The following is a 20,319-nucleotide window of genomic DNA, read 5'->3' as shown; positions in this document are numbered from 1 at the left end:
CGCGCCGCGCAAATCTGAAGGGCGATCAGCCCGGAATGGCCTTGCCCAGATAGGCGCTCAGCAGATTGGGGCCGCTTTTGTGCGCCCGGCCCGGGTGAAGCGTGTCGTAGACGACGGCGTTTTCCAGCACGCGCTGGACGTAATTGCGCGTCTCGAACACCGGGATCTCCTCGATCCAGCGGATCATGTCCTGCCCCGGCAGGCGCGGATCGCCATTGGCCTTCAGCCATTTGTTCACATTGCCCGGCCCGGCATTATAGGCCGCGATGGCAAGCGGATAGCTGCCGCCATAATAGCTCAGCATCCGCTGGAAATAGGATGAGCCGAGCTGGATGTTATAGTCGGTATTCTCCGTGAGCGCCGGCGCATCATAGCTCAGCCCGATCTTTTCCGCCTGTTCGCGCGCGGTGCCGGGCATCAGCTGCATCAGCCCGCGCGCGCCGGCATGGCTGACGGCGGCGCGGTCGAACTGGCTTTCCTGCCGGGCGATGGCATGGATGATCGTCGTCCATGCTTCCTGGCCGACCGGCACCTTGACCAGCGGATAGCCGGTGCGGACATAGTCGCTGGCGCCGTTGACCCGCGCCGACCGGCCGACCATCACCGCCAGATCGGGGCGGCCGATGCCCTGCGCCAGCTCGGCTGCCAGCGCATGTTCGGCATCGCTTTCGACCGCCGCCGAAATCGCGCGCACAAACTGGGTCTGTTCCTGCCACCGCCCGGCGGCGCCCAGCAGCCGCGCGACGCGCACGATTTCGCGCCGGTTGAAGGCGACACGGTCTTCAGCGGCGACGCGGGTGGCACCGGGCGTGCCGGGGGCCGGGATCGGGCGGCCCAGCCGTTCGAGCGCCAGCTGGCCGTAAAACTGGTCGGGATGCGCGGCGGACAGCGCGAAATAGCGGCTGGCTTCGGCCGTGCGGCCCGCCGCCTGCGCGGCGCGGCCGGCCCAGTAATGGCCCTTGGCCTGGGTCTGGGGCGATTTGGCGGCGCGGGCATAGCGGTCGAACATCGGCACCGCATCGGCGGGCCGCCCGAGCCGGTTGAGCGCCGCCGTGCCGGCCAGCCAGGCAAGGCTGGTATAATCGTCGCGCTCGCCATTGCTGCGCCCCTGAACGTCGGTGCCGGGGGCAAAGGCCTGATCGAGCTGCCGGGCAATGGCGTGCGCGCCCGCCCAGTCGCCCTCGGCCGCCGCGCCGCGCGCAGCCGCGAGCATGAACTCCAGCCATTTTTCGGCATCGACCGGGCGGGTCTGATAGCTGCGCTGCTCGGCCAGCAGCGCGCGCATGCCGGCCATGTCGCCATTGTGGCGCCGCCAGACCGCCATGTCGGCGACAAAACCGGCATCGGCATTGCCGGTGCCCGCCATCTGCCCGGCCAGCGCCGCGGCGTCAGGGGCATTGGTGCGCAGCGCCAGCCGCGCGGTGAACAGCGCGCGCCGGGCAGGGCTGGTCAGCGCCAGCTGGCGGGTCGCCGCGCTGGTCTTGCCCGCCCAGAGCAGCCGGTCCATCCGCTCGTCCTGATCGGCGGCGGTGAACGACGCGCCGAACTGGCCGAGCACCAGCGCCTCGTCGGCGGGGCTGAGCGTACCCGATGTCCATGCCTTGCGCGCGGCGGCCAGCGCCTCGGCCCGGCGGCCAAGGGCGGCCAGCGCCTCGGCATGACGCGCCTGGCCCTGGTTGGTCAGCGGCGGGAAACGGTCGAAAAAGGCGGCGATCCGCGCCGGCGGCACCTGGCCGGGGAGCAGCGCCTGCTCGGCCCGGCGGCGCAGCGCCGTTTCTCCCGGCCAGCCGGGATGGGCGATCAGGAACCCGGCATAGCTGTCGAACGGCAGATCGGCGGTCTGGCGCAGCGCGTTCCACTGCGCCACCGCGCCCAGCAGCGGATCATTCGCGTTATAGGGCTGGGGGGCGACCCCCTGATCGGCAGGCACCAGCCGCTGGTCGGCGATCGAGGCCGATGCCCCGAACAGCAGCATCAGGGGAAGAATGCGCGAGACCATGCTGGACATGCTAGGCCCCTGATCCTTATCTGGCCGTGAACGCGCCATGTGCACCTCGCCACTGGCGGCAATATGCCCCATTGCCGGGCTCAGGTGAAGGAGACAGCCATGTTTTCAGGGTCGATTCCGGCCTTGGTGACTCTTTTTCGCGACGGATCGATCGACGAGGCCGCCTATCGCGGCTTTGTCGACTGGCAGGTGCGCGAGGGCAGCCATGCGCTGGTCCCCTGCGGGACGACCGGCGAATCGGCGACGCTCGACCATGAAGAGCATTACCGGGTGATCGATCTGTGCATCGCGGCAGCCGCTGGCCGCGTGCCGGTGATCGCGGGCTGCGGCTCCAACGACACTGCCACCGCCAAGCGCCACATGGCCCATGCCAGGGTCGCCGGGGCGGCGGCGGCGCTGGTCGTCGTGCCTTATTACAACCGACCGAACCAGGACGGGCTCTATGCCCATTTCGCCGCGCTGGCCGAGGCGAGCGACCTGCCGATCATCCTCTACAACGTCCCCGGCCGCACGGTTGCCGACATGTCGGTCGAGACGATGGCGCGGCTTGCCGAAATCCCGACCATCATCGGCATCAAGGATGCGACCGGCAATGTCGCGCGGGTGTCGGCGCAGCGGATCGCCTGTGGCAGCGATTTCGTCCAGCTGTCGGGCAATGACGACATGGCGCTCGGCTTCATGGCGATGGGCGGCGTCGGCTGCATCTCGGTCACTGCCAATGTCGCGCCGCGCCTGTGCGCGGATTTCCAGAATGCGTGCCTCGGCGGCGACTGGGCCGAGGCGCTGAGGCTGCAGGACCTGCTCTATCCGCTTCATGCCGCGCTGTTCAGCGATGCCTCGCCGGGGCCGGTCAAATATGCGCTGTCGCGCATCCGCCCGGACTGGTCGGCCGAGCTGCGCCTGCCGATGACGCCGCCGGGCGAGGCGTCGCGCCGCGCGGTTGATCTGGCATTAAGCCGCGCCGGTCTTATCTGACCGTCATGGCCCGTCCGCGTCCTGCCGAGTTCGACAAGAAAAAGATCGTCGCCGAGAACCGGCGCGCGCGCTTCGACTATTTCATCGACGAGGTGTTCGAGGCGGGCATCGTGCTCACCGGCACCGAGGTCAAGTCGCTGCGCTTCGGCGAGGGATCGATCGCGGAAAGCTATGCCGAGGTGAAGGACGGCGAGGTCTGGCTGGTCAACTCCAACGTGCCCGAGTTCAGCCATGGCAACCGCTTCAACCATGAGCCGAAGCGGCCGCGCAAGCTGCTGCTCAAGGAACGGCAGATCAACAAGATGCACGGCGCGGTGGCGCGCGAGGGCATGACGCTGGTGCCGCTGTCGGTCTATTTCAACGGCAAGGGCCGGGCCAAGGTCGAGCTGGCGCTGGCGCGCGGCAAGAAGGCGCATGACAAGCGCGACACCATCCGCGAGCGCGACTGGAAGCGCGAACAGTCGCGGCTGCTGCGCAACCATGGATAGCATCGGGTGGTGAAGCGGCTGGGCGCATGGATGCGCGCCAACACCCCTGACCGGGAGGCGCTGGCGTCGAGCCGCTGGCTGGGGCCGTTTGGCGGCCATGTGCTCAGGTCCGAACTGTGGCGCTTCACCCGCCGCTCGGTGCCGCGCGGCGTCGCGGTGGGGCTGCTGGTCGGGATCTTCCTGATGATCCCGGGGCTGCAGATCGTCGGCGCGGCGCTGATGTGCGTGCCGGTGCGCGGCAACATTCCGCTCGCCGCCGCGATGACCTTTCTGTCGATGCCTGCGACGACGCCGTTCATCCTGATCGGCGCGATCATGATCGGCAACCGGCTGGGCTGGCATGCCGATCTGCCGGCCTTCTGGACGCTTTACGACCGCGGCGCGGGGATCGGCGAATGGCTGGCCTGGCTGGCATCGGATGCCGCCCCGTCGCTGATCGTCGGGCTGCTGGTGATCTCGATCGGCGCAGCGGTGATCGGCTATGTGCTCGCGGTGTGGATCTGGCGGCTGGTGCTCGTCCGCAAATGGCGCAGCCGCGGGCATGGTCGCGGCCGCGCCGGCTGACCCAGCCCGGCACGAAAATGCTCTAGGCGTGGAGCGCCCGTGCCAGCGCCACGAATTCCTCCACTGTCACCGTCTCTGCCCGGCGTGTCGGATCGATGCCGAGAGCGGCAAGCGCATCGAGCGCGCCCGGCACGCCCTTCAGGCTCTGGCGCAGCATCTTGCGCCGCTGGCCGAAGGCGGCGGCGGTCAGCGCCTCGATCCGCCGCACCGACACGCCGGGCGGTGCTTCCGCGGGCACGATATGGACGACCGCCGACATCACCTTGGGCGGCGGGGTGAAGGCCGATCGGTGGACCGGCAGCGCGATCCGCGCCTGCGCCCGCCACTGGGCGAGCACCGCCAGCCGGCCATAGGCGTCGGTGTCCGGCCGGGCGACGATGCGGTCCGCCACCTCTTTCTGGAACATCAGCGTCAGCGACCGCCACCAGGGCGGCCAGTCCGCCAGGGTCAGCCAGCCGACCAGCAGCGCTGTGCCGACATTATAGGGCAGGTTCGCCACCACATGGCCGGGCCGCCCGAGCGCGGCGGCGCCATCGATGCGCAGCGCATCGCCCGCAATCACCCGCAGCCGACCGGGCGCCCAGCCGGCCAGTTCCGCGAGCGCCGGCAGGCAGCGCGGGTCATGTTCGACCGCGACCACCTCCGCCCCGGCGCGCAGCAGCGCGCGGGTCAGCCCGCCCGGGCCGGGGCCGACCTCGAACACCGCCGCGCCGTCGAGCGGCCCCGGCACCCGCGCGATGCGGTCGAGCAATTGTTCGTCGAGCAGGAAATTCTGGCCGAGCGCCTTCAACGCGCTCAGCCCGTGACGCGCGATCACCTCGCGCAGCGGCGGCAGGTCGCTCAAGCGGTCTCCGCTTCAAAGCGGCGGCGGCGCTCGGACGTTTCGCCCGCCATGCGGATCGCCGCGATCATCGCGCCGGGATCGGCCCGGTCCTGCCCGGCAAGGGCAAAGGCGGTGCCATGGTCGGGCGAGGTGCGCACGATCGGCAGCCCCAGCGTCAGATTGACCCCGACATCGAAATAGAGCGTCTTGAGCGGGATCAGCGCCTGATCGTGATACATGCAGAGCGCCGCGTCATATTGGGCGCGGGCGCGCGGATGGAACATGGTGTCGGCGGCCAGCGGGCCGATCGCGTCCACCCCTCGTCGCGCAGCTGGGCGATCGCCGGGCGGATGATGTCGATCTCCTCGCGCCCCAGCGCGCCGTCTTCCCCGGCATGGGGGTTGAACCCGGCAAAGGCGAGGCGCGGTTCGGCGATGCCGAATTTGCGCCGGAGCGCGCGGACCGTGGTGCGCGCCTTGGCGACGATCAGCTCGACCGACAGCTGGGCCGCGACATCGGCAAGCGGCATATGGGTGGTGACCGGCACGACGCGCAGATCGGGCCCGGCCAGCATCATCGCCACATTTTCGCGCGACACGCCGCAGCGTTCGGCGACGAACTCGGTCTGGCCCGGATGGGTGAAGCCGATCGCATAGAGCTGCGCCTTGGACACCGGCCCGGTGACCAGCGCTGCCGCCGCGCCCGAGCGGGTGAGGCCGGTCGCGACCTCGAGCGAATCGAGCGAGCAGCGCGCGCCTTCCAGATTGGGGTCGCCGGGGCGGATGTCGCCCGCGTCATCGACCATGATCAGCGGCAGGGCATGGTCGAACACCCGCACCGCATCGCCGGGTTCGGCGATCCGTTCGACGGGGCCGTCCCAGACCGCGGCGACCGAGCGGATGTCGCCGACCGCGAAAAACGGCGGCAGCGCGCATTCAGCGCGCCGTGCCCAGGCCTTAGCGGTGATTTCCGGGCCGATCCCGGCCGGATCGCCGAGCGCGATGGCGAGCGGAGCCGTCATCCCCGCCTCAGCGATAATCGATGATGGCGTCGCGGCGCAGGTCGCGCAGATAGCGGCGGGCGCGCAGATTGACGCGCTGTTCCTCCAGCTGGGCCATGATCCGGTCGAACGACGGCGCCTGTGCGCTTTCCGCCTCGTCGCGGCCGCACAGCACCAGCACCCGCACCCCGTCGGTGCGCGAGCCGAAGGGCGGGGTCGCCTGGCCGATCTGCAGGTTGATCATCAGATCCTGAAGCTGGAGCGGCAGGTCGCGGACCTTGATCTGGTCATTGTCGACCACCTCGGCCTGGAGCTTCTGGGCAACCTCCTGCGCCGCGCCGCAGCCCTGGATGGCGCGGGTCGCGGCGGCGAACTCGGCGGTGCGGGCCGCCGCCTGGCTTTCGCTCAATCCGGCGGGGAAACGGATCGCCAGCTGCCTCAGGCTCAGCACCGCGTCGCGCGGGTCAGCGGTCAGCACCTGGCGCTTGTCGGTCATGTAGAGGATCGAAAAACCGCCCGGAATCTGGATCGGCCCGGCGAGCGTGCCGATCTGCATCTCGCGCGCGGCATCGGCCAGCGCATCGGGCAGCTGTTCGGGGCGCAGCCAGCCCAGATCGCCGCCGACCGCCGCCGTCGAGGCTTCGGAAAACTGCCGCGCATAGGCGGCGAACGACCCGCCCTGGCGGATCTGTTCGATGATGCGCCGCGCGTTGAGCGCGACGTCCTGCGCGGTTTCGGGCGTCGCCGACAGGAAGATTTCGCCGACGCGCACTTCCTGCGCCCCCTTGGCGGCTTCCAGCCGCGCCATGATCGACTGCACCTCTTCCTGGCCGACATTGACGAACGGCTCGACCCGGCGGCGCAGCAGCCGGCTCCACGCCAGCTCGCCCTCGATCTGGCGCTTGATCGAGGCTTCGGACGACCCGATGCTCGCCAGATATTCGGTCATCTGCCGCGGGTTGCGTTTGAAGTTCGACGCCACCCGCTCATAGCTTTGCTGAATCTCGCTCTGCGCGACCTTGATCTCGTTGCCCGCAGCTTCCTGGATCTGCAGCATCTCGTCGATCAGGTTGCGCAGCACCTGGGCGCGCAGCCGCTCCAGCTCTTCGGGCGGCACATTGGCCGCGCCGTTGGCGGCGACGATCAGCGCCAGCCGCTGTTCGATATCGGTGCGGGTGATGATGTCGCCATTCACGATCGCCGTCGGCTTGCGCAGCGTCGGATCGTTGCGGCCGAACACGATCACATCGGCGGGGATGTCGAGCCCGGCCGCGCCGGTCGCGGGCTGGGCGGCGGCGTTCTGCGCGTCCTGGGCGGAGGCAAGCGGAGCCGCCAGCGCGGCGAGGGCGAGCATCGCCACGCCGCCAAGCATGCGGGCGGGTTTCAGCGGCGAAAATCCAGTCGAGAAGAAAGTCACGTCGGAACCGAATCCCTTGCAGTGCGGCCTCTGGTGCCGGGCATGCGCCGCACCGGTCATGCGCCGGCCCGGCCCATTGACGCAGGCCCGGCGCTTGCCGGTCATCCTGCATCATCCCCGGTCGCGGCTGAATGGAGGCTTAGCGGCCCAGATTGCGGAGCGCCAGCCGCAACAGGAATGTGTTGCCCCGCCGGGCGTCACCGGCATCCTGATAGTCGCGCCGCCAGGTCAGCCCCAGTTCCAGACAGTCATCGGCATAGGCGACGCCGATCCGGTGGCGGATCGGGGTGAAGCCATCGGCCTGCGACAGCGGATCCTCGGCCCGGTCAGTGAGGTCGATGATCGCCGAGCCGAAGGCCGACCAGAAGCGGCTGATCTGCAGCCGCCCGCCGGCGCGCACCTCCTCGCGGTCGCGCAGATCCTCGATGCTGGCATCGATGTCGCGGTTGAGCCGCAGATAGCCGAGCAGGACATAGCTTTGCCGGCTGCCGATCGTGGCATCGATCTCGTTGCGGCGGACCGAGAAATTGTCTTTGTCCAGCCGGTAACGGTGGGTGACCGACACGAATTCGCGCCAGCGCACCCGGGTGCGCCCGACAATGTCGGACAGCTTGCCCGACAGGCCGATGCCGTCTGGAAACAGCACCGGCCGGTTCGACAGCCGCCAGCTCTGGCCGATATTGGCATCGACGGTGAAGCTGCCGACATGCAGCGCATAATCAAGGCCATAGGTGATGCGCGCGCCGTCCTCGAACCGGTCATAGCCGGGGAAACGGTTGAGCGAGAACAGGTTGCTGTCCTCAAGCTCGATCGCGCGGGCATCTTCGTTGGGCAGGGCCAGGTTGCGGATGCGCGGCGTCGCGACCAGCTGGACGCGCGGCGTCACCCGCTGGCTGCCGCCCCAGATCGCCCCGATCAGCGGCCATTTGACGTCGATCGCCGCCGCCGCGATCGCCCGGCTCTGGAACCCGGCCTCGCCGCGATAGGGGACGGTCGCGGTCAGCAGGTTTTCGGCGCTGTGATAGACGTCGCCGCGCCCGAACAGGGTGAAGCTGACATCCTGGCCCCAGGGGGTCAGCCGCCTGAGGCTCCATGCCGCCGAGGCAAAGGCGCGCTGCGTGTCCTGCCCGTCGGGGCGGGTGAGCGCGAACGAGTTGAGCTGGATGTCGAACCGCCCGCCAATCAGCCCGTCGGGCAGGCGGCGGCGATAATCGACCACCGGCAGGGCGATCGGCTGCTGGCCCTGCGGGTCGTTGACGCGCAGCGACTGCACGGCCCAGGCGGCGACCGAGAAATAGCTGTCGGCCGCGATGCGCTGCACCTCGATGGTCGAGCGCAGCCGGTCGTCCCGGTTGATGTTGTAGCGGCGCAGAAAGGTGCGGTCGGTCGTCATCCGGATCGACCCCGAAAGGCTCCACCGCTGGTCGAGCTGGAACCGCCCGGTCGCATCCAGATAGCCGCGCAGGTCGCGCTGCGACGGCGTGGCGGCGGGATTGACCGAGATCGGCTCACGCCGGCTTTCGGTCACCATCGCGCTGATCTGATACGCGCCTTTGGACGACAGCGCCCGGTATTGCGCCTCGATCGACGGCAGCACGTTCGTGTAGACGCGCGGGGTGATCGTCAGATCCTTGTTGGGGGCAAGGCGCAGATAATAGGGCAGGGCGAACTCCGCCCCGTTCACGCGCCCGACGCGGAAATCGGGCACCAGCAGCCCCGATCCGCCGCCGCTGCCGACCGGGTTGGACAGGCCGGGCAGGGGGATGGAACTCAGCCCGAACAGGCTCAGCCGCGCGCCGCGATAGAAAACGCGCTGGCGCTCGGTGTCGTAGATCACCCTGACCGCGCTGATCTTCCAGCTCGGATTTTTGGGGCAGCCGTCCGAATCGACGACTGCGCAGCCGGTATAGGCGGCGTTTTCAAGCGTGTAGATCGTGTCCGCGCGGGTGCCTTTCGCCGCCGCCAGCCGCCCGCCGCCATTGAGCACGACGAGCAGGTTCTGGATGACCGCATCTTTCAGCGTTTCCGTCAGCTGCACCGAATCGCCATAGGCGGTGTCGCCTTGCGGCGTCGCCAGCGCGACCGCGCCCTCGGCCGCGACCGCGCCGGTGCGCCGGTTCCACACCACCCGTTCGGCGCGCAGACGGTTGCCCCCGCTCAGCATCCGCACATCGCCGGTCACGGTCACCACATCGGCGTCATTGTCATATTCAAGCGTGTCGGCGCTGAACGTGACGGTTTCCCCGGCCTGCGGCGCGGCGTCGGCGGGTGCCGGATCGGCGGGCGCGGGCGCGGGCGGGGCTGGCGGCGCACGGTCCTGCAGATCCTGGGCGAGTGCGGGCGCGGCGGCACAGGCCGCCGCGATCAGCATGGCGCGTCCGATCCGGGCCGCCTGTTCCCCTGACACTGGCATCGTCATTTGCCGCGCCTATCTCACCGATGACGCGCGGCTGCAAATCGTTCCGCCGAATCTGCGCTTTTGCGGTGCGGCCGCGCCTTTCGTCGCCCGTAGCCCGATTCTGCCCGGTTTCCCCCGGCGCGGGTTTGGCTTTACAGGAACAGGCAAGACCAATGACTGGCACCACGCCATGGAAAGGACAGAGATGCAGGTTCGTTTCGCCGCAACCCGGCCCGAGGGACATTATGATCTGGCGCTGCCGGTGGCGCAGGGCGGCGAACCGGGGGCGGGGCTGGTGTCGGCAGTCAATGCGCAGCTGCTGCGCGACGCCGCCCGCGCCCAGCGATTCGAGGGTGAGGCCGGCGCGATTGCCGAGCTGTTTGCCGATGAAGGCGGGGTCCGCCGCATCCTGCTGGTCGGCGTCGGGCGCGGCGAGCTTGCTGATTATGACAAGGCGGGCGGCGCGCTCGCCGCGCGGCTGCTGACCTCGGGCACGCGCACCCTGGTTGTCGATCCGGCGGGGATCAGCGCGGGCGCGGAACAGCTGGCGCGGCTGGCCGCCGGGGCAGCGATGCGCGGCTGGCGGATCGACACCTATCGCACCCGCCTGCCGGCCAAGCAGCAGAAGACGCTCGAGGAACTGGTGGTGATCGGCGACGGCACCGCCTGGCCGCGCCATCAGGCGGTGGTCGACGGCATGGCGCTGACCCGCGAATTGGTGAGCGAGCCGCCCAACGTCATCTATCCCGAAAGCTTTGTCGAACGCTGCCGCCACCTCGCCGATCTGGGGGTCGAGATCACGGTGCTCGACGATGATCAGATGCGGGCGCTCGGCATGCATGCGCTGCTCGGCGTCAACCAGGGTTCGGCACGGGCCGCGCGGCTGCTGGCGATGCGCTGGGACGGGACCGGCGGCACGGTGGCCGAGCCGATCGCGCTGGTCGGCAAGGGCGTGACCTTCGATTCGGGCGGCATTTCGCTCAAGCCCGGACCGGGCATGGAAGACATGAAATGGGACATGGGCGGCGCCGGCGCCGTCGCCGGCGCGATGAAGACGCTGGCGCTGCGCCGCGCCCGCGCCCATGTGGTGGGCGTGGTCGGGCTGGTTGAAAACATGCCCGACGGCAATGCCCAGCGCCCCGGCGACATCGTGCGGAGCATGTCGGGCCAGACCATCGAGATCCTCAACACCGATGCCGAAGGGCGGCTGGTGCTCGCCGATGTGCTGACCTGGGTGCAGCGCACCCACAAGCCGCGCACCATCGTCGATCTGGCGACGCTCACCGGCGCGATGATCATCTCGCTCGGCAACGAACATGCCGGGCTGTTCGCCAATCATGACGGCCTGGCCGACGAGCTGCTGGCGGCGGGGCGCGAGGCGGGCGACCCGCTGTGGCGTTTCCCGCTGTCGGAGGCGTATAACAAGCTGATCGACAGCCCGATTGCCGACATGAAGAATGTCGGCCCGCGCGGCGCGGGATCGATCACCGCCGCCCAGTTCCTGCAGCGTTTCATCGACGATGGCGTGCGCTGGGCGCATCTCGACATTGCCGGAATGGTCTGGGCCGACAAGCCCGGCGCGGTGTGGGACAAGGGGGCGACCGGCTTTGGCGTCCGGCTGCTCGACCGGTTCGTCGCCCGGCACGAAGGGTGACGGCAGCGGCGCGGATCGGCACGGGCGGGGCCGCCCGGCGGGACGGCATGTGAAGATCGATTTCTATCATCTCCAGTCCAGCCCGGTCGCGGCGGTGCTGCCCCGCATTGCCGAGCGGGTGCTGGCCGGGGGCGGGCGGCTGCTGGTCGTCAGCGCCGATCCGGCCCAGCGCGCGCTGATCGACCGGGCGCTGTGGACCTATGCCCCCGACAGCTTCCTGCCCCATGCCGAGACAGGGGCTGGCGACGATGCCGCCCAGCCGGTGCTGATCGCCGCCGAGCCTGCGCCCGTGAACCGCGCCGATCATGTCGCGCTGATCGACGGGCAGTGGCGCGATGCGGCGCTTGGCTTTGCCCGTGCCTTTCACCTGTTCGACGACGCCGCGATCGATGCGGCGCGGGCGGCGTGGCGCAGCCTGGCCGCGACGCCCGATGCCGAGCGGCGGTTCTGGCGGCAGGATGGTGACGGACGCTGGGTGCAGGCGGCGTGATTATAGCGCGCCTCACGGCGCGGTCGCGGCACCGGGAGTTGTTTGTGGTGCGGCTTGCGCCGCACGGCGGCACCGGCCCGCTCCCCCACCCGGCCTCCCATAGCATATCCTGTCGATGGGAGGCCGGGTGGGGGAGCGGGCCGGTGCCGTTCTTCCCAATCAACAGACTCCCGGTGCCGCGACAAACAACGCCCCCGGCCGCGCTGAACTTGCGCCTGTCACAATCTGCGATTAGGGGAGCGCCGCATCCCCCAACCAGCTACAGAACGGAGCCAGACGGCCATGGCCGCGACCCGCACCTTTTCGATCATCAAGCCCGATGCCACGCGCCGCAACCTGACTGGCGCGGTCACCAAGATGCTGGAAGACGCCGGCCTGCGCGTCGTCGCGTCGAAGCGCATCCACATGACCCGCGAACAGGCCGAGGGCTTTTATGCCGTCCACAAGGAACGGCCCTTCTTCAACGACTTGGTGTCGTTCATGATTTCCGGCCCGGTCGTGGTGCAGGTGCTTGAGGGCGAGAACGCCGTGCAGCGCAACCGCGACATCATGGGCGCGACCAACCCGGCGAATGCCGAGCCGGGCACGATCCGCAAGGAACTGGCCGAATCGATCGAAGCGAACTCGGTCCATGGGTCGGATTCGGAAGAAAATGCCGCGATCGAAATCGCCTTCTTCTTCAAGCCGGAAGAAATCGTCGGCTGATATCCGGTCGCCGGTGCGTCCCCGGACGCATGTCAGCATGACTGAGCCTGTGCGCGCTCCCGGCCCCATGGCCGGGGGCGCGCAAAAGCATTTGGGGCCGGACGTTCAGCGCTGTATTAGGTGCGTAGAACAGGTGGTGCGGGGCGTGCCGCACGGGATCAGCCGACGGGATGAGGGCCGGAATGCGCGACGAGGATGCTGAGCGCGAGCCGATCATAGTGGACGATGGCTGGCCGGATCATTCCGGCGCGGCCGATGCGTCCGTCCCGCCAGCACGGCGGCGGCTGTTCTGGCCGCTCAGGCTCGTGCTGCGTTTCTGGCGGCAGCTGCTGGCGCTTATCCTGCTGCTGGTCATTGCTGCGGCAATCTGGCTGTCGGTGACCGCACCTTTGTCGCGCTCGCTCGAGCCGATCTCGCCGCCCAGCATCACGCTTGCGGCAAGCGACGGCACGCCGATTGCCGCCAAGGGCGCGATCATCGCCGCCCCGGTCGAACTGGCCAAGCTGCCGCCGCATGTCGCCGGCGCGTTCATGGCGATCGAGGACCGGCGCTTCTACGATCATTGGGGGGTCGATCCCTGGGGCATCGCCCGTGCCGCCTGGCGCAATCTGGTGGCGGGCGGCGTGCGCGAGGGCGGCAGCACCATCACCCAGCAGCTCGCCAAGGTCGCGTTCCTGAACGATGAACGCCGGTTCGGCCGCAAGGCGCAGGAAATGCTGATCGCCTTCTGGCTGGAGGCGTGGCTGACCAAGGACCAGATCCTCGAACGCTATCTGTCGAACGTCTATTTCGGCGACAATGTCTATGGCCTGCGCGCCGCCGCCCGCCATTATTTCAGCCGCGATGTCGAACGGCTGACGGTGGGCGAGGCGGCGATGCTCGCCGGGCTGGTCAAGGCGCCGTCGCGGCTTGCGCCGACGCGCAACCTGGCGGGCGCACGGGCGCGGGCGCGGCTGGTGCTGGCGGCGATGGTCGAAACCGGGGCGATCACCGAGGCTCAGGCGCGGGCCGCGCAGCCGATCCGCCTGCGTGTGACCCGCGACCGGCAGATGCCGGGCGGCACCTATTTTGCCGACTGGGTGCTGCCCGCCGCGCGCGATCAGGCGGGGGCCGTCTATGAGCGCCAGGTGATCCGCACGACGCTTGACCGCCGGCTGCAGAAGATTGCCGAGCGGGTCGTCCGCCAGAATGCGATCGCGGATACGCAGATGGCGCTGGTGGCGATGCGCCCGGACGGGCAGGTGGTGGCGATGGTCGGCGGGCGCAGCTACCGCGAAAGCCCGTTCAACCGCGCCACCCAGGCGCGCCGCCAGCCGGGTTCGACGTTCAAGCTGTTCGTCTATCTGGCCGCGATCCGCGCCGGCATGACGCCGGACACGATCGTCGACGACAGCCCGGTGACGATCGACGGCTGGTCGCCGACCAACAATGACGGGCGCTATCGCGGCCGCATCACGCTGCGCCAGGCCTTTGCGCTGTCGAGCAATGTTGTCGCCGCGCGGCTGGCCGAGCGGGTCGGGCGGCGCGCGGTCATTCAGGCGGCGCGCGATCTGGGCATCACCAGCCCGCTTGGCGACCAGCCCAGCCTTGCGCTCGGCACGTCGGGGGTGACGCTGATCGAACTGACCGCCGCCTATGCCGCGGTTGCGGGCAACGCCCTGCCGGTGACCCCCTATGGCCTGCCCCGTGCCGAGGAAGGCTGGCTGAGCGCGGTGTGGAACCGGCCCGGAAAGCTCGGCCAGCGCGAGCGCGACATGCTGCTCGACCTGCTGTCGGCGGCGGTCGACAGCGGCACGGGGCGGCGCGCGGCCCTGTCGATCGATGCGTTCGGCAAGACCGGCACCACCCAGAATGCCCGCGATGCGATCTTTGTCGGCTTTGCCGGCGATCTGGTGGTGGGCGTGTGGGTCGGGCGTGACGACAACCGGCCGATCCCCGGCATTTCGGGCGGCGGCGCGCCGGCCCGCGCCTGGGCCGATTTCATGGCGGGCGCGATCGACGGTGCGGCGCTCGCCCCGGCGCCGGAGGATGAGCCGGAAAATCTGATCGATCCGGTCGGCGCGCTGGTCGATGCCGACAACATGACCGTCGACATCGATATCGGCCCGATCGACCTTGGCGTCACGATCGACGGGGACGGGGTGACCGTGTCCGACGCGGCGGAGGGCGAAACCGGCCCCGGACCGGCGGGCGAATCACCGCCCGAATCGCGCCGGCCGCCGCCCGTTCCCGCGCCGCCGCGGGGCGAGCCGCGGATACCGTAACGGTCCACTCTTCCCGCTTGCCGTTAACGTAAGCGCGGCGATACAAGGGGCGCCTGGAAGGAGAGAGATATGGACCTGGAGTTCAGCCCCGCCGACATCGCGTTCCGCGAGGAGGCCCGCGCCTTCATCGCCGAAAACTATCCCGCGCATCTGCGCGCAAAGGCCGATGAGGGCGAGGAACTGGCCAAAGAGGATTTTCTGGCCTGGCACCGGATCCTGGCCGAGAAAGGCTGGGTGGCCCCGGCATGGCCGACCCAATATGGCGGCCCCGGCTGGACGACGACGCAGCGTTACATCTGGTCGGAAGAACTGGCGCGCGCCGACACCATCCCGATCATGCCCTTTGGCATCAACATGGTCGGCCCGGTGATCTACACCTTCGGCACGGCCGAGCAGAAGGCGCGCTTCCTGCCGCGCATCCTGTCGGGCGATGACTGGTGGTGCCAGGGCTATTCGGAACCGGGTGCCGGGTCCGACCTCGCGTCGCTGCGCACCCGCGCGGTGCGCGACGGCGATCATTACATCGTCAACGGCCAGAAGACGTGGACGACGCTGGCCCAGCATGCCGACTGGGGCTTTTTCCTCGTCCGCACCGATCCCGACGCCAAGCAGCAGGAAGGCATTTCGTTCCTGCTCATCGACATGAAGACGCCGGGCATCACCGTGCGGCCGATCATCACGCTCGGCGGCGAGCATGAGGTGAACGAGGTGTGGCTCGAGGATGTGCGCGTGCCCGTCGAGAACCGCATCTATGAGGAAAACAAGGGCTGGACCTGCGCCAAGTTCCTGCTTGCCCATGAACGCACCGGCATTGCCGGCGTCGCGCGGTCGAAGCGCGGCGTGGAGCGGATCAAGACCATCGCCCGTGCCGAGATGGACGGCGACCGTCCGCTGATCGCCAATGCGTTTTTCAAGCGCAAGATCGCCGAGCTGGAAATGGACCTGACCGCGCTCGAGTTCACCGAGCTGCGCACGCTTGCCTCCGAGGCGGCGGGCCGCGGGCCGGGGCCGGAATCCTCGCTGCTCAAGATCAAGGGCACCGAGATCCAGCAGCGCCTGACCGAACTCGCGCTCGAGGCGGTCGGCCATTATGGCGCGCCCTATTTCCGGGGCTTCCCGACCGGCGACAATGCGACGCCGATCGGCCCGGATTATGCGCACCGTGCCGCGCCGACCTATTTCAACGGCCGCAAGACCAGCATCTATGGCGGCTCGAACGAGATTCAGCGCAACATCATCGCCAAGATGGTGCTGGGCCTCTGAGCCGAACCCGAACGACAGGATCGTCCCGCCCGGCAACGGCCGGGCGGGGCGTGTGAGAGGATCATCATGGATTTCAGCTTCAACGAGACGCAGCAGATGCTGCGCGACACGCTTGCGCGCTATCTGGCCGATACCTATGATTTCGACACCCGCCGCAAATGGATCGCGGGCGAGGCCGGGCGCGATCCCGGCATCTGGCGGGCGCTGGCGACCGAGCTTGGCATATTGGGCGCGCCCTTTGCCGAAGCACATGGCGGCCTGGGCGGCGGCGCGGTCGAAAACATGATCGTGATGGAACAGCTGGGCGAAGCGATCGCGATCGAGCCTTATCTGCAGACGGTCGTCATCGGCGGCGGCGCGCTCAAGGCCGTGGGCGGGGCGGTTGCCGATTCGGTCATCCCCCAGATCATCGCTGGCGATGCCGTCATCGCCTTTGCCTATGCCGAGCCGCAGGGCCGGTATGAGCTGTCGAACCTGCGCACGACCGCGCGGCGCGACGGCGCAGGCTGGGTGCTCAACGGCCACAAGGCGGTCGTCTATGGCGCGCCCTGGGCGACGCATCTGCTCGTCACCGCCCGCACCGGCGGCGGCCAGCGCGATGCCGACGGCATCGGCCTGTTCCTTGTCGAGGCGAACCGGCCCGGCATCGTCCGCCGCGACTATCCGACCGTCGATGGCTTCCGCGCGTCCGAAGTCTATTTCGAACAGTGCGCGGTCGGGGCCGAGGCGCTGCTGGGTGGGGAGGGCGATGCCCTGCCGCTCATCGAGCAGGTGGTCGACGAAGCGGTCGCTGCGCTGTGCGCCGAAGCCACCGGCGTGATGCGCCGCCTGCACACCGGCACGATGGACTATGCCAAGCAGCGCAAGCAGTTCGGTCGCGCCATCGCCGATTTCCAGGTGCTCCAGCACCGGCTGGTCGATATGTTCATGGAAGTCGAGCAGGCGGTATCGATGACGCTGATGGCGACGCTGCGGCTCGGCCTGCCGGCGGCCGAGCGGAGTGCGGCGGTCAGCCAGGCCAAGGCCCGGATCGGCCGCGGGCTGCGCTTCACCGGGCAGAGCGCGGTCCAGATCCATGGCGGCATCGGCATCACCGACGAGCTGGCGATCGGCCATTATTTCAAGCGTGCAACGATGATCGAGGGGCAGTTCGGCTCGGTCGATCATCATCTGGCTCGCTATGAGGCGCTCGCCCTGGCCGACTGAGCGTTCGGCCCGCTGACCATGGTTGACCCGGGGCCGCCTCTTGGCTAAGGGGCTGGCCTTCGGGTCGCGGCTCGACTGTCGCGCCTTTTTTATTCAAACCGAGTTCGAGGATTTCGATGGCGAATACGCCGCAAGCAAAGAAGCGCATCCGTCGCAACGCCCGTCGCGCGGACATCAATCACGCGCGCATCAGCCGTATCCGCACCTTCGTGAAGAAGGTCGAAGCGGCGATCGCGTCGGGCGACAAGTCGGCGGCGGCGCAGGCGATTGCGGCCGTCCAGCCCGAACTGGCCCGGGGTGTCGCCAAGGGCGTGCTCCACAAGAACACCGCGGCGCGCAAGTTCTCGCGCCTGACCAAGCGGGTTGCCGCGCTCGCCTGAGCGCACATTTCCCCGACTTGACGGAACTGCCGGCCCGCCGGACGCCCTGCGTCCGGCGGGTCTTGCTGTTTGTTTCACAGATATGACGGCTAAGTGACGGGATCGCCTTGATTCGTGTCGTTACGCCCGCGTTTCATGTGTAAAAAGCCGTTGAATATCATGGCCTTGACTGGGGCTGTGGAAAAATGGCGGTTTTGCGAGTCAACGGGGATTATTTCCGAATATTGACGGTGCGAGCCTTGATCGACTCGCGATCCGGCCCCTAAAACTTGGTTTCCGGCGCTCGAATCGGGGCGCGGGTTCAGTCCCTGCGGATGTGCTTGCGGCAAGGCGCTCGCCTTGGCGGCAGGTTCGTGCGCGCCGGGCGGATGCCTGCGGGGCCGCATGCGGCCCGGTGCCGGAGCAGGGAGTAAGAGGGGCCGGACCTGCGGGTGCGGCCCTGCGGTCGGGCCCGGCGTAAGGGCCAGGTGCGTGGGGGAGGCGAGATGGCGCAGATGCGGATGCGGGAACAGGAACAGATGGAACGTGGCGAACAGATCACGACCGCCTGGGGGCGCATCCGGGACGGGCTGAAGCGCGATTGCGGCGCCCGGCTGTTCGATCACTGGCTGAAGCCGATCATGCTCGCCGATGTGAGCGAGGCGGGCGATCTTGTCCGCCTGACCGTGCCGACCGAGTTCATGGCGAACTGGGTGCGCGCCCATTATGCCGACCGGCTGACGCTGGCATGGCGCGCGGCGCTGCCCGGCGTGCGCGAGGTGCGCATCGACGTCGCGCCGACCGATGTCGTCACCCGTCTCTATCCGCGCGACGAGGCCGATCAGCCGGCCGCTGCCGCCGCACCGGCTCAGCCCGCGCCGCATCCGGCGTTCGATCCGCGGCAGAGCTTCGAGCGATTCGTGGTCGGCGATGAAAACCGGATGGCGTTCAACGCCGCCCGCGCGCTGGCCGCCGGCGAGCTGCGCTTCAGCCCGCTTTACATCCATTCGGGCACCGGCCAGGGCAAGACGCATCTGATGAACGCGATCGGCGCGGCATTCCGCGCCCGCATGCCTAGCGCGACGATCCTGTTCATGTCGGCCGAAAAGTTCATGGTCGATTTCGTCTCGGCGATGCGCGACCGCGACACGCTGGCGTTCAAGCAGCGGCTGCGTTCGGCCGATCTGCTGATGATTGACGACATCCAGTTCATCGCCGGCAAGGGATCGACGCAGGAAGAGTTTCTGCACACGCTGAACGAGCTGATGGCCGCCGGGCGTCAGGTGGTGATTTCGGCCGACCGCGCGCCCCAGGCGCTTGACGGGGTTGAAACGCGCATCCTCTCGCGGCTGGGCAGCGGGCTGGTCGTCGACATCAAGCCTGCCGGCTATGCGCTGCGCCTGGCCATCGTCCGCGCCAAGCTGGCCGGGATGGCCGATGTCGCGATGCCCGATCAGGTCGCCGAGCTGCTCGCCGCGCGCATCCAGACCAGCATCCGCGAGCTTGAGGGCGCGCTCAACCGCCTGACCGCCTATGCGCTGCTCAACGAGCGGGTGATCGACCTTGCGTTCGCGCAGGAGGTGCTGGGCGAGATGCTGAACGCCTCGACCCGGCGGATCACCATCGACGAGATTCAGCGCGCCGTGTCCGCCCATTACGGGATGCGCCAGTCGGAAATGGTGTCGGCCCGCCGCGCCCGTGCGGTCGCACGTCCGCGCCAGATCGCCATGTATCTGGCCAAGCGGCTGACCCCGCGCTCGCTGCCCGAAATCGGCCGCCGCTTTGGCGGGCGCGATCACACGACCGTCATCCATGCGGTCAAGCAGATCGAAAAGCTGCGCGGCCAGGATGCTGATCTCGACGCCGATGTGCGCGCGCTGATCCGCCAGCTCGAGGCCTGATCCCCGGCGGCCCGATCCGCGCCGCAGGGCAGGATCGGAGCAAAAGAAAAGGGCCGCTGCCGTCATTCACGACGGCAGTGGCCCTTTTTTCGTCCACCGCACCGCGCCCCGGCGTGCGGCCGGGGCGCGTGCATGGATTTACTTCTTCTTGGGCGGGATCTTGATCGTCACCGTCTCACCCGAATTACCCGGGAAGCCGGTGAACATCGCCTCGACCAGATTGGGGACCAGATAGGGCAGATCGTCGCTGCGCGACACCGCCCGCGCCGTGCCCTCGAACACGCGCTGGCCGCCCGCTTCGCTGATCTCCATGCGCAGCTGGCTGTTATAGATGGTGTAGCTGCGTACATCGGCACCCCAGCCTCCGCCAAAGCCCGGCCCGAAGCCCGGACCCCAGAAGGGATCGACCCAGCGGCCGCCCCAGCCCCAGCCGCCCCAGCCGCCACCCCAGCCGCCGAAACCGCCAAAGCCGCCGAAACCGGGGGTGGTGGTGATACGCTCACGGCCATTGTCGACGCCGTAATCGAGCGTCACGGTCAGATTGGCGGCACCGTCGCCGGTTGCCTCGCGATAGCCGAATCGCTCAAGCTCGCGCGCGACCAGCTTCGCATAGCTGCGAAACTCCAGCCCGCCATCCAGCTTGGGATCGGCGGCCTTGATCACGAAGCTCTGCCCCTGTGCGGGGGGCGCGGGCAGCGCCGCGAAACGGTTGACCTTGGCACTGAAACTCTGCGCGCAGCCGCCGAGCGCCAGAAGCGCCACCGGAGCCGCCGCCAACATCATCTTCCTCGTCGCCGACATCGA

Annotated in this window: 16 protein-coding genes and 1 pseudogene; 11 read left to right on the top strand and 6 right to left on the bottom strand. The window is 68.7% G+C overall.

The annotated features are described in order from the left end of the window. Window positions 1–25: 25 nt before the first annotated feature. Complete coding sequence (locus GVO57_RS12720; protein WP_407695730.1) at window positions 26–1,999, bottom strand: lytic transglycosylase domain-containing protein; 1,974 nt, start codon at window positions 1,997–1,999, stop codon at window positions 26–28. A gap of 108 nt (window positions 2,000–2,107) precedes the next feature. On the opposite strand from GVO57_RS12720, the gene dapA reads away from it, so the two are divergent. Genes dapA through GVO57_RS12705 form a run of 3 tightly spaced genes read left to right on the top strand, consistent with a single transcriptional unit; the run spans window position 2,108 to window position 4,035 of the window. Continuing rightward, window positions 2,108–2,983 carry a 4-hydroxy-tetrahydrodipicolinate synthase gene (gene dapA / locus GVO57_RS12715; RefSeq protein WP_160593529.1) on the top strand — a complete coding sequence of 292 codons (876 nt, stop codon included), beginning with the start codon at window positions 2,108–2,110 and terminating at the stop codon, window positions 2,981–2,983. 5 nt (window positions 2,984–2,988) lie between these two features. Then, complete coding sequence (gene smpB, locus GVO57_RS12710) at window positions 2,989–3,471, top strand: SsrA-binding protein SmpB (protein WP_160593527.1); 483 nt, start codon at window positions 2,989–2,991, stop codon at window positions 3,469–3,471. Between the two features lie 6 nt (window positions 3,472–3,477). Further along, on the top strand, window positions 3,478–4,035 hold the full coding sequence (locus GVO57_RS12705; protein ID WP_407695692.1) for a DUF2062 domain-containing protein: 558 nt from the start codon (window positions 3,478–3,480) through the stop codon (window positions 4,033–4,035). Window positions 4,036–4,057: 22 nt separating this feature from the next. Here the strand turns inward: GVO57_RS12705 and rsmA are convergent, their stop codons facing one another. The 4 genes and pseudogenes from rsmA to GVO57_RS12685 all read right to left on the bottom strand — a co-directional run bounded on the left by rsmA (window position 4,058) and on the right by GVO57_RS12685 (window position 9,694). Further along, entirely contained in the window at window positions 4,058–4,879 is an 822-nt protein-coding gene (rsmA, locus tag GVO57_RS12700) for a 16S rRNA (adenine(1518)-N(6)/adenine(1519)-N(6))-dimethyltransferase RsmA (protein WP_160593525.1), read from the bottom strand. Beyond that, window positions 4,876–5,879: pseudogene (gene pdxA / locus GVO57_RS12695) on the bottom strand (4-hydroxythreonine-4-phosphate dehydrogenase PdxA). Before pdxA ends, rsmA begins: the two are co-directional and overlap by 4 nt. A gap of 7 nt (window positions 5,880–5,886) precedes the next feature. After that, a complete protein-coding gene (locus GVO57_RS12690; RefSeq protein WP_233281579.1) occupies window positions 5,887–7,212 on the bottom strand; it encodes a peptidylprolyl isomerase in 1,326 nt (441 codons plus the stop codon). Between the two features lie 202 nt (window positions 7,213–7,414). Continuing rightward, window positions 7,415–9,694: an LPS-assembly protein LptD gene (locus tag GVO57_RS12685; RefSeq protein WP_233281378.1), complete on the bottom strand. Its 2,280-nt coding sequence runs from the start codon at window positions 9,692–9,694 to the stop codon at window positions 7,415–7,417. Window positions 9,695–9,878: 184 nt separating this feature from the next. Between GVO57_RS12685 and GVO57_RS12680 the strand changes: the two genes are divergently transcribed. The 8 genes from GVO57_RS12680 to dnaA all read left to right on the top strand — a co-directional run bounded on the left by GVO57_RS12680 (window position 9,879) and on the right by dnaA (window position 19,515). Continuing rightward, window positions 9,879–11,327, top strand: a complete 1,449-nt coding sequence (locus tag GVO57_RS12680) for a leucyl aminopeptidase (protein WP_160593523.1) — start codon at window positions 9,879–9,881, stop codon at window positions 11,325–11,327. 49 nt (window positions 11,328–11,376) lie between these two features. After that, on the top strand, window positions 11,377–11,817 hold the full coding sequence (locus GVO57_RS12675; protein WP_160593521.1) for a DNA polymerase III subunit chi: 441 nt from the start codon (window positions 11,377–11,379) through the stop codon (window positions 11,815–11,817). Between the two features lie 282 nt (window positions 11,818–12,099). Then, the gene (gene ndk / locus GVO57_RS12670; RefSeq protein WP_160593519.1) at window positions 12,100–12,522 is read left to right on the top strand and encodes a nucleoside-diphosphate kinase; all 423 of its coding nucleotides are present in this window, start codon (window positions 12,100–12,102) and stop codon (window positions 12,520–12,522) included. 182 nt (window positions 12,523–12,704) lie between these two features. Further along, window positions 12,705–14,786 (top strand): transglycosylase domain-containing protein, encoded by a 2,082-nt coding sequence (locus tag GVO57_RS12665; protein WP_160593517.1) that lies wholly within the window; start codon window positions 12,705–12,707, stop codon window positions 14,784–14,786. Window positions 14,787–14,855: 69 nt separating this feature from the next. Further along, window positions 14,856–16,049, top strand: a complete 1,194-nt coding sequence (locus tag GVO57_RS12660; RefSeq protein ID WP_160593516.1) for an acyl-CoA dehydrogenase family protein — start codon at window positions 14,856–14,858, stop codon at window positions 16,047–16,049. Between the two features lie 66 nt (window positions 16,050–16,115). Further along, complete coding sequence (locus GVO57_RS12655) at window positions 16,116–17,255, top strand: acyl-CoA dehydrogenase family protein (protein WP_160593514.1); 1,140 nt, start codon at window positions 16,116–16,118, stop codon at window positions 17,253–17,255. A gap of 116 nt (window positions 17,256–17,371) precedes the next feature. Continuing rightward, window positions 17,372–17,635 carry a 30S ribosomal protein S20 gene (gene rpsT, locus GVO57_RS12650; protein WP_160593512.1) on the top strand — a complete coding sequence of 88 codons (264 nt, stop codon included), beginning with the start codon at window positions 17,372–17,374 and terminating at the stop codon, window positions 17,633–17,635. Between the two features lie 485 nt (window positions 17,636–18,120). Continuing rightward, the gene (dnaA, locus tag GVO57_RS12645; RefSeq protein WP_160593510.1) at window positions 18,121–19,515 is read left to right on the top strand and encodes a chromosomal replication initiator protein DnaA; all 1,395 of its coding nucleotides are present in this window, start codon (window positions 18,121–18,123) and stop codon (window positions 19,513–19,515) included. 138 nt (window positions 19,516–19,653) lie between these two features. Here the strand turns inward: dnaA and GVO57_RS12640 are convergent, their stop codons facing one another. Continuing rightward, window positions 19,654–20,316: a DUF4136 domain-containing protein gene (locus GVO57_RS12640; RefSeq protein WP_160593508.1), complete on the bottom strand. Its 663-nt coding sequence runs from the start codon at window positions 20,314–20,316 to the stop codon at window positions 19,654–19,656. Window positions 20,317–20,319: the final 3 nt, after the last annotated feature.

The organism is Sphingomonas changnyeongensis, from assembly GCF_009913435.1.
Taxonomy (GTDB): domain Bacteria; phylum Pseudomonadota; class Alphaproteobacteria; order Sphingomonadales; family Sphingomonadaceae; genus Sphingomonas_B; species Sphingomonas_B changnyeongensis.
The sequence above is the reverse complement of the archived record's forward strand: the minus strand, read 5'-3'. Positions and strand labels throughout refer to the sequence as shown.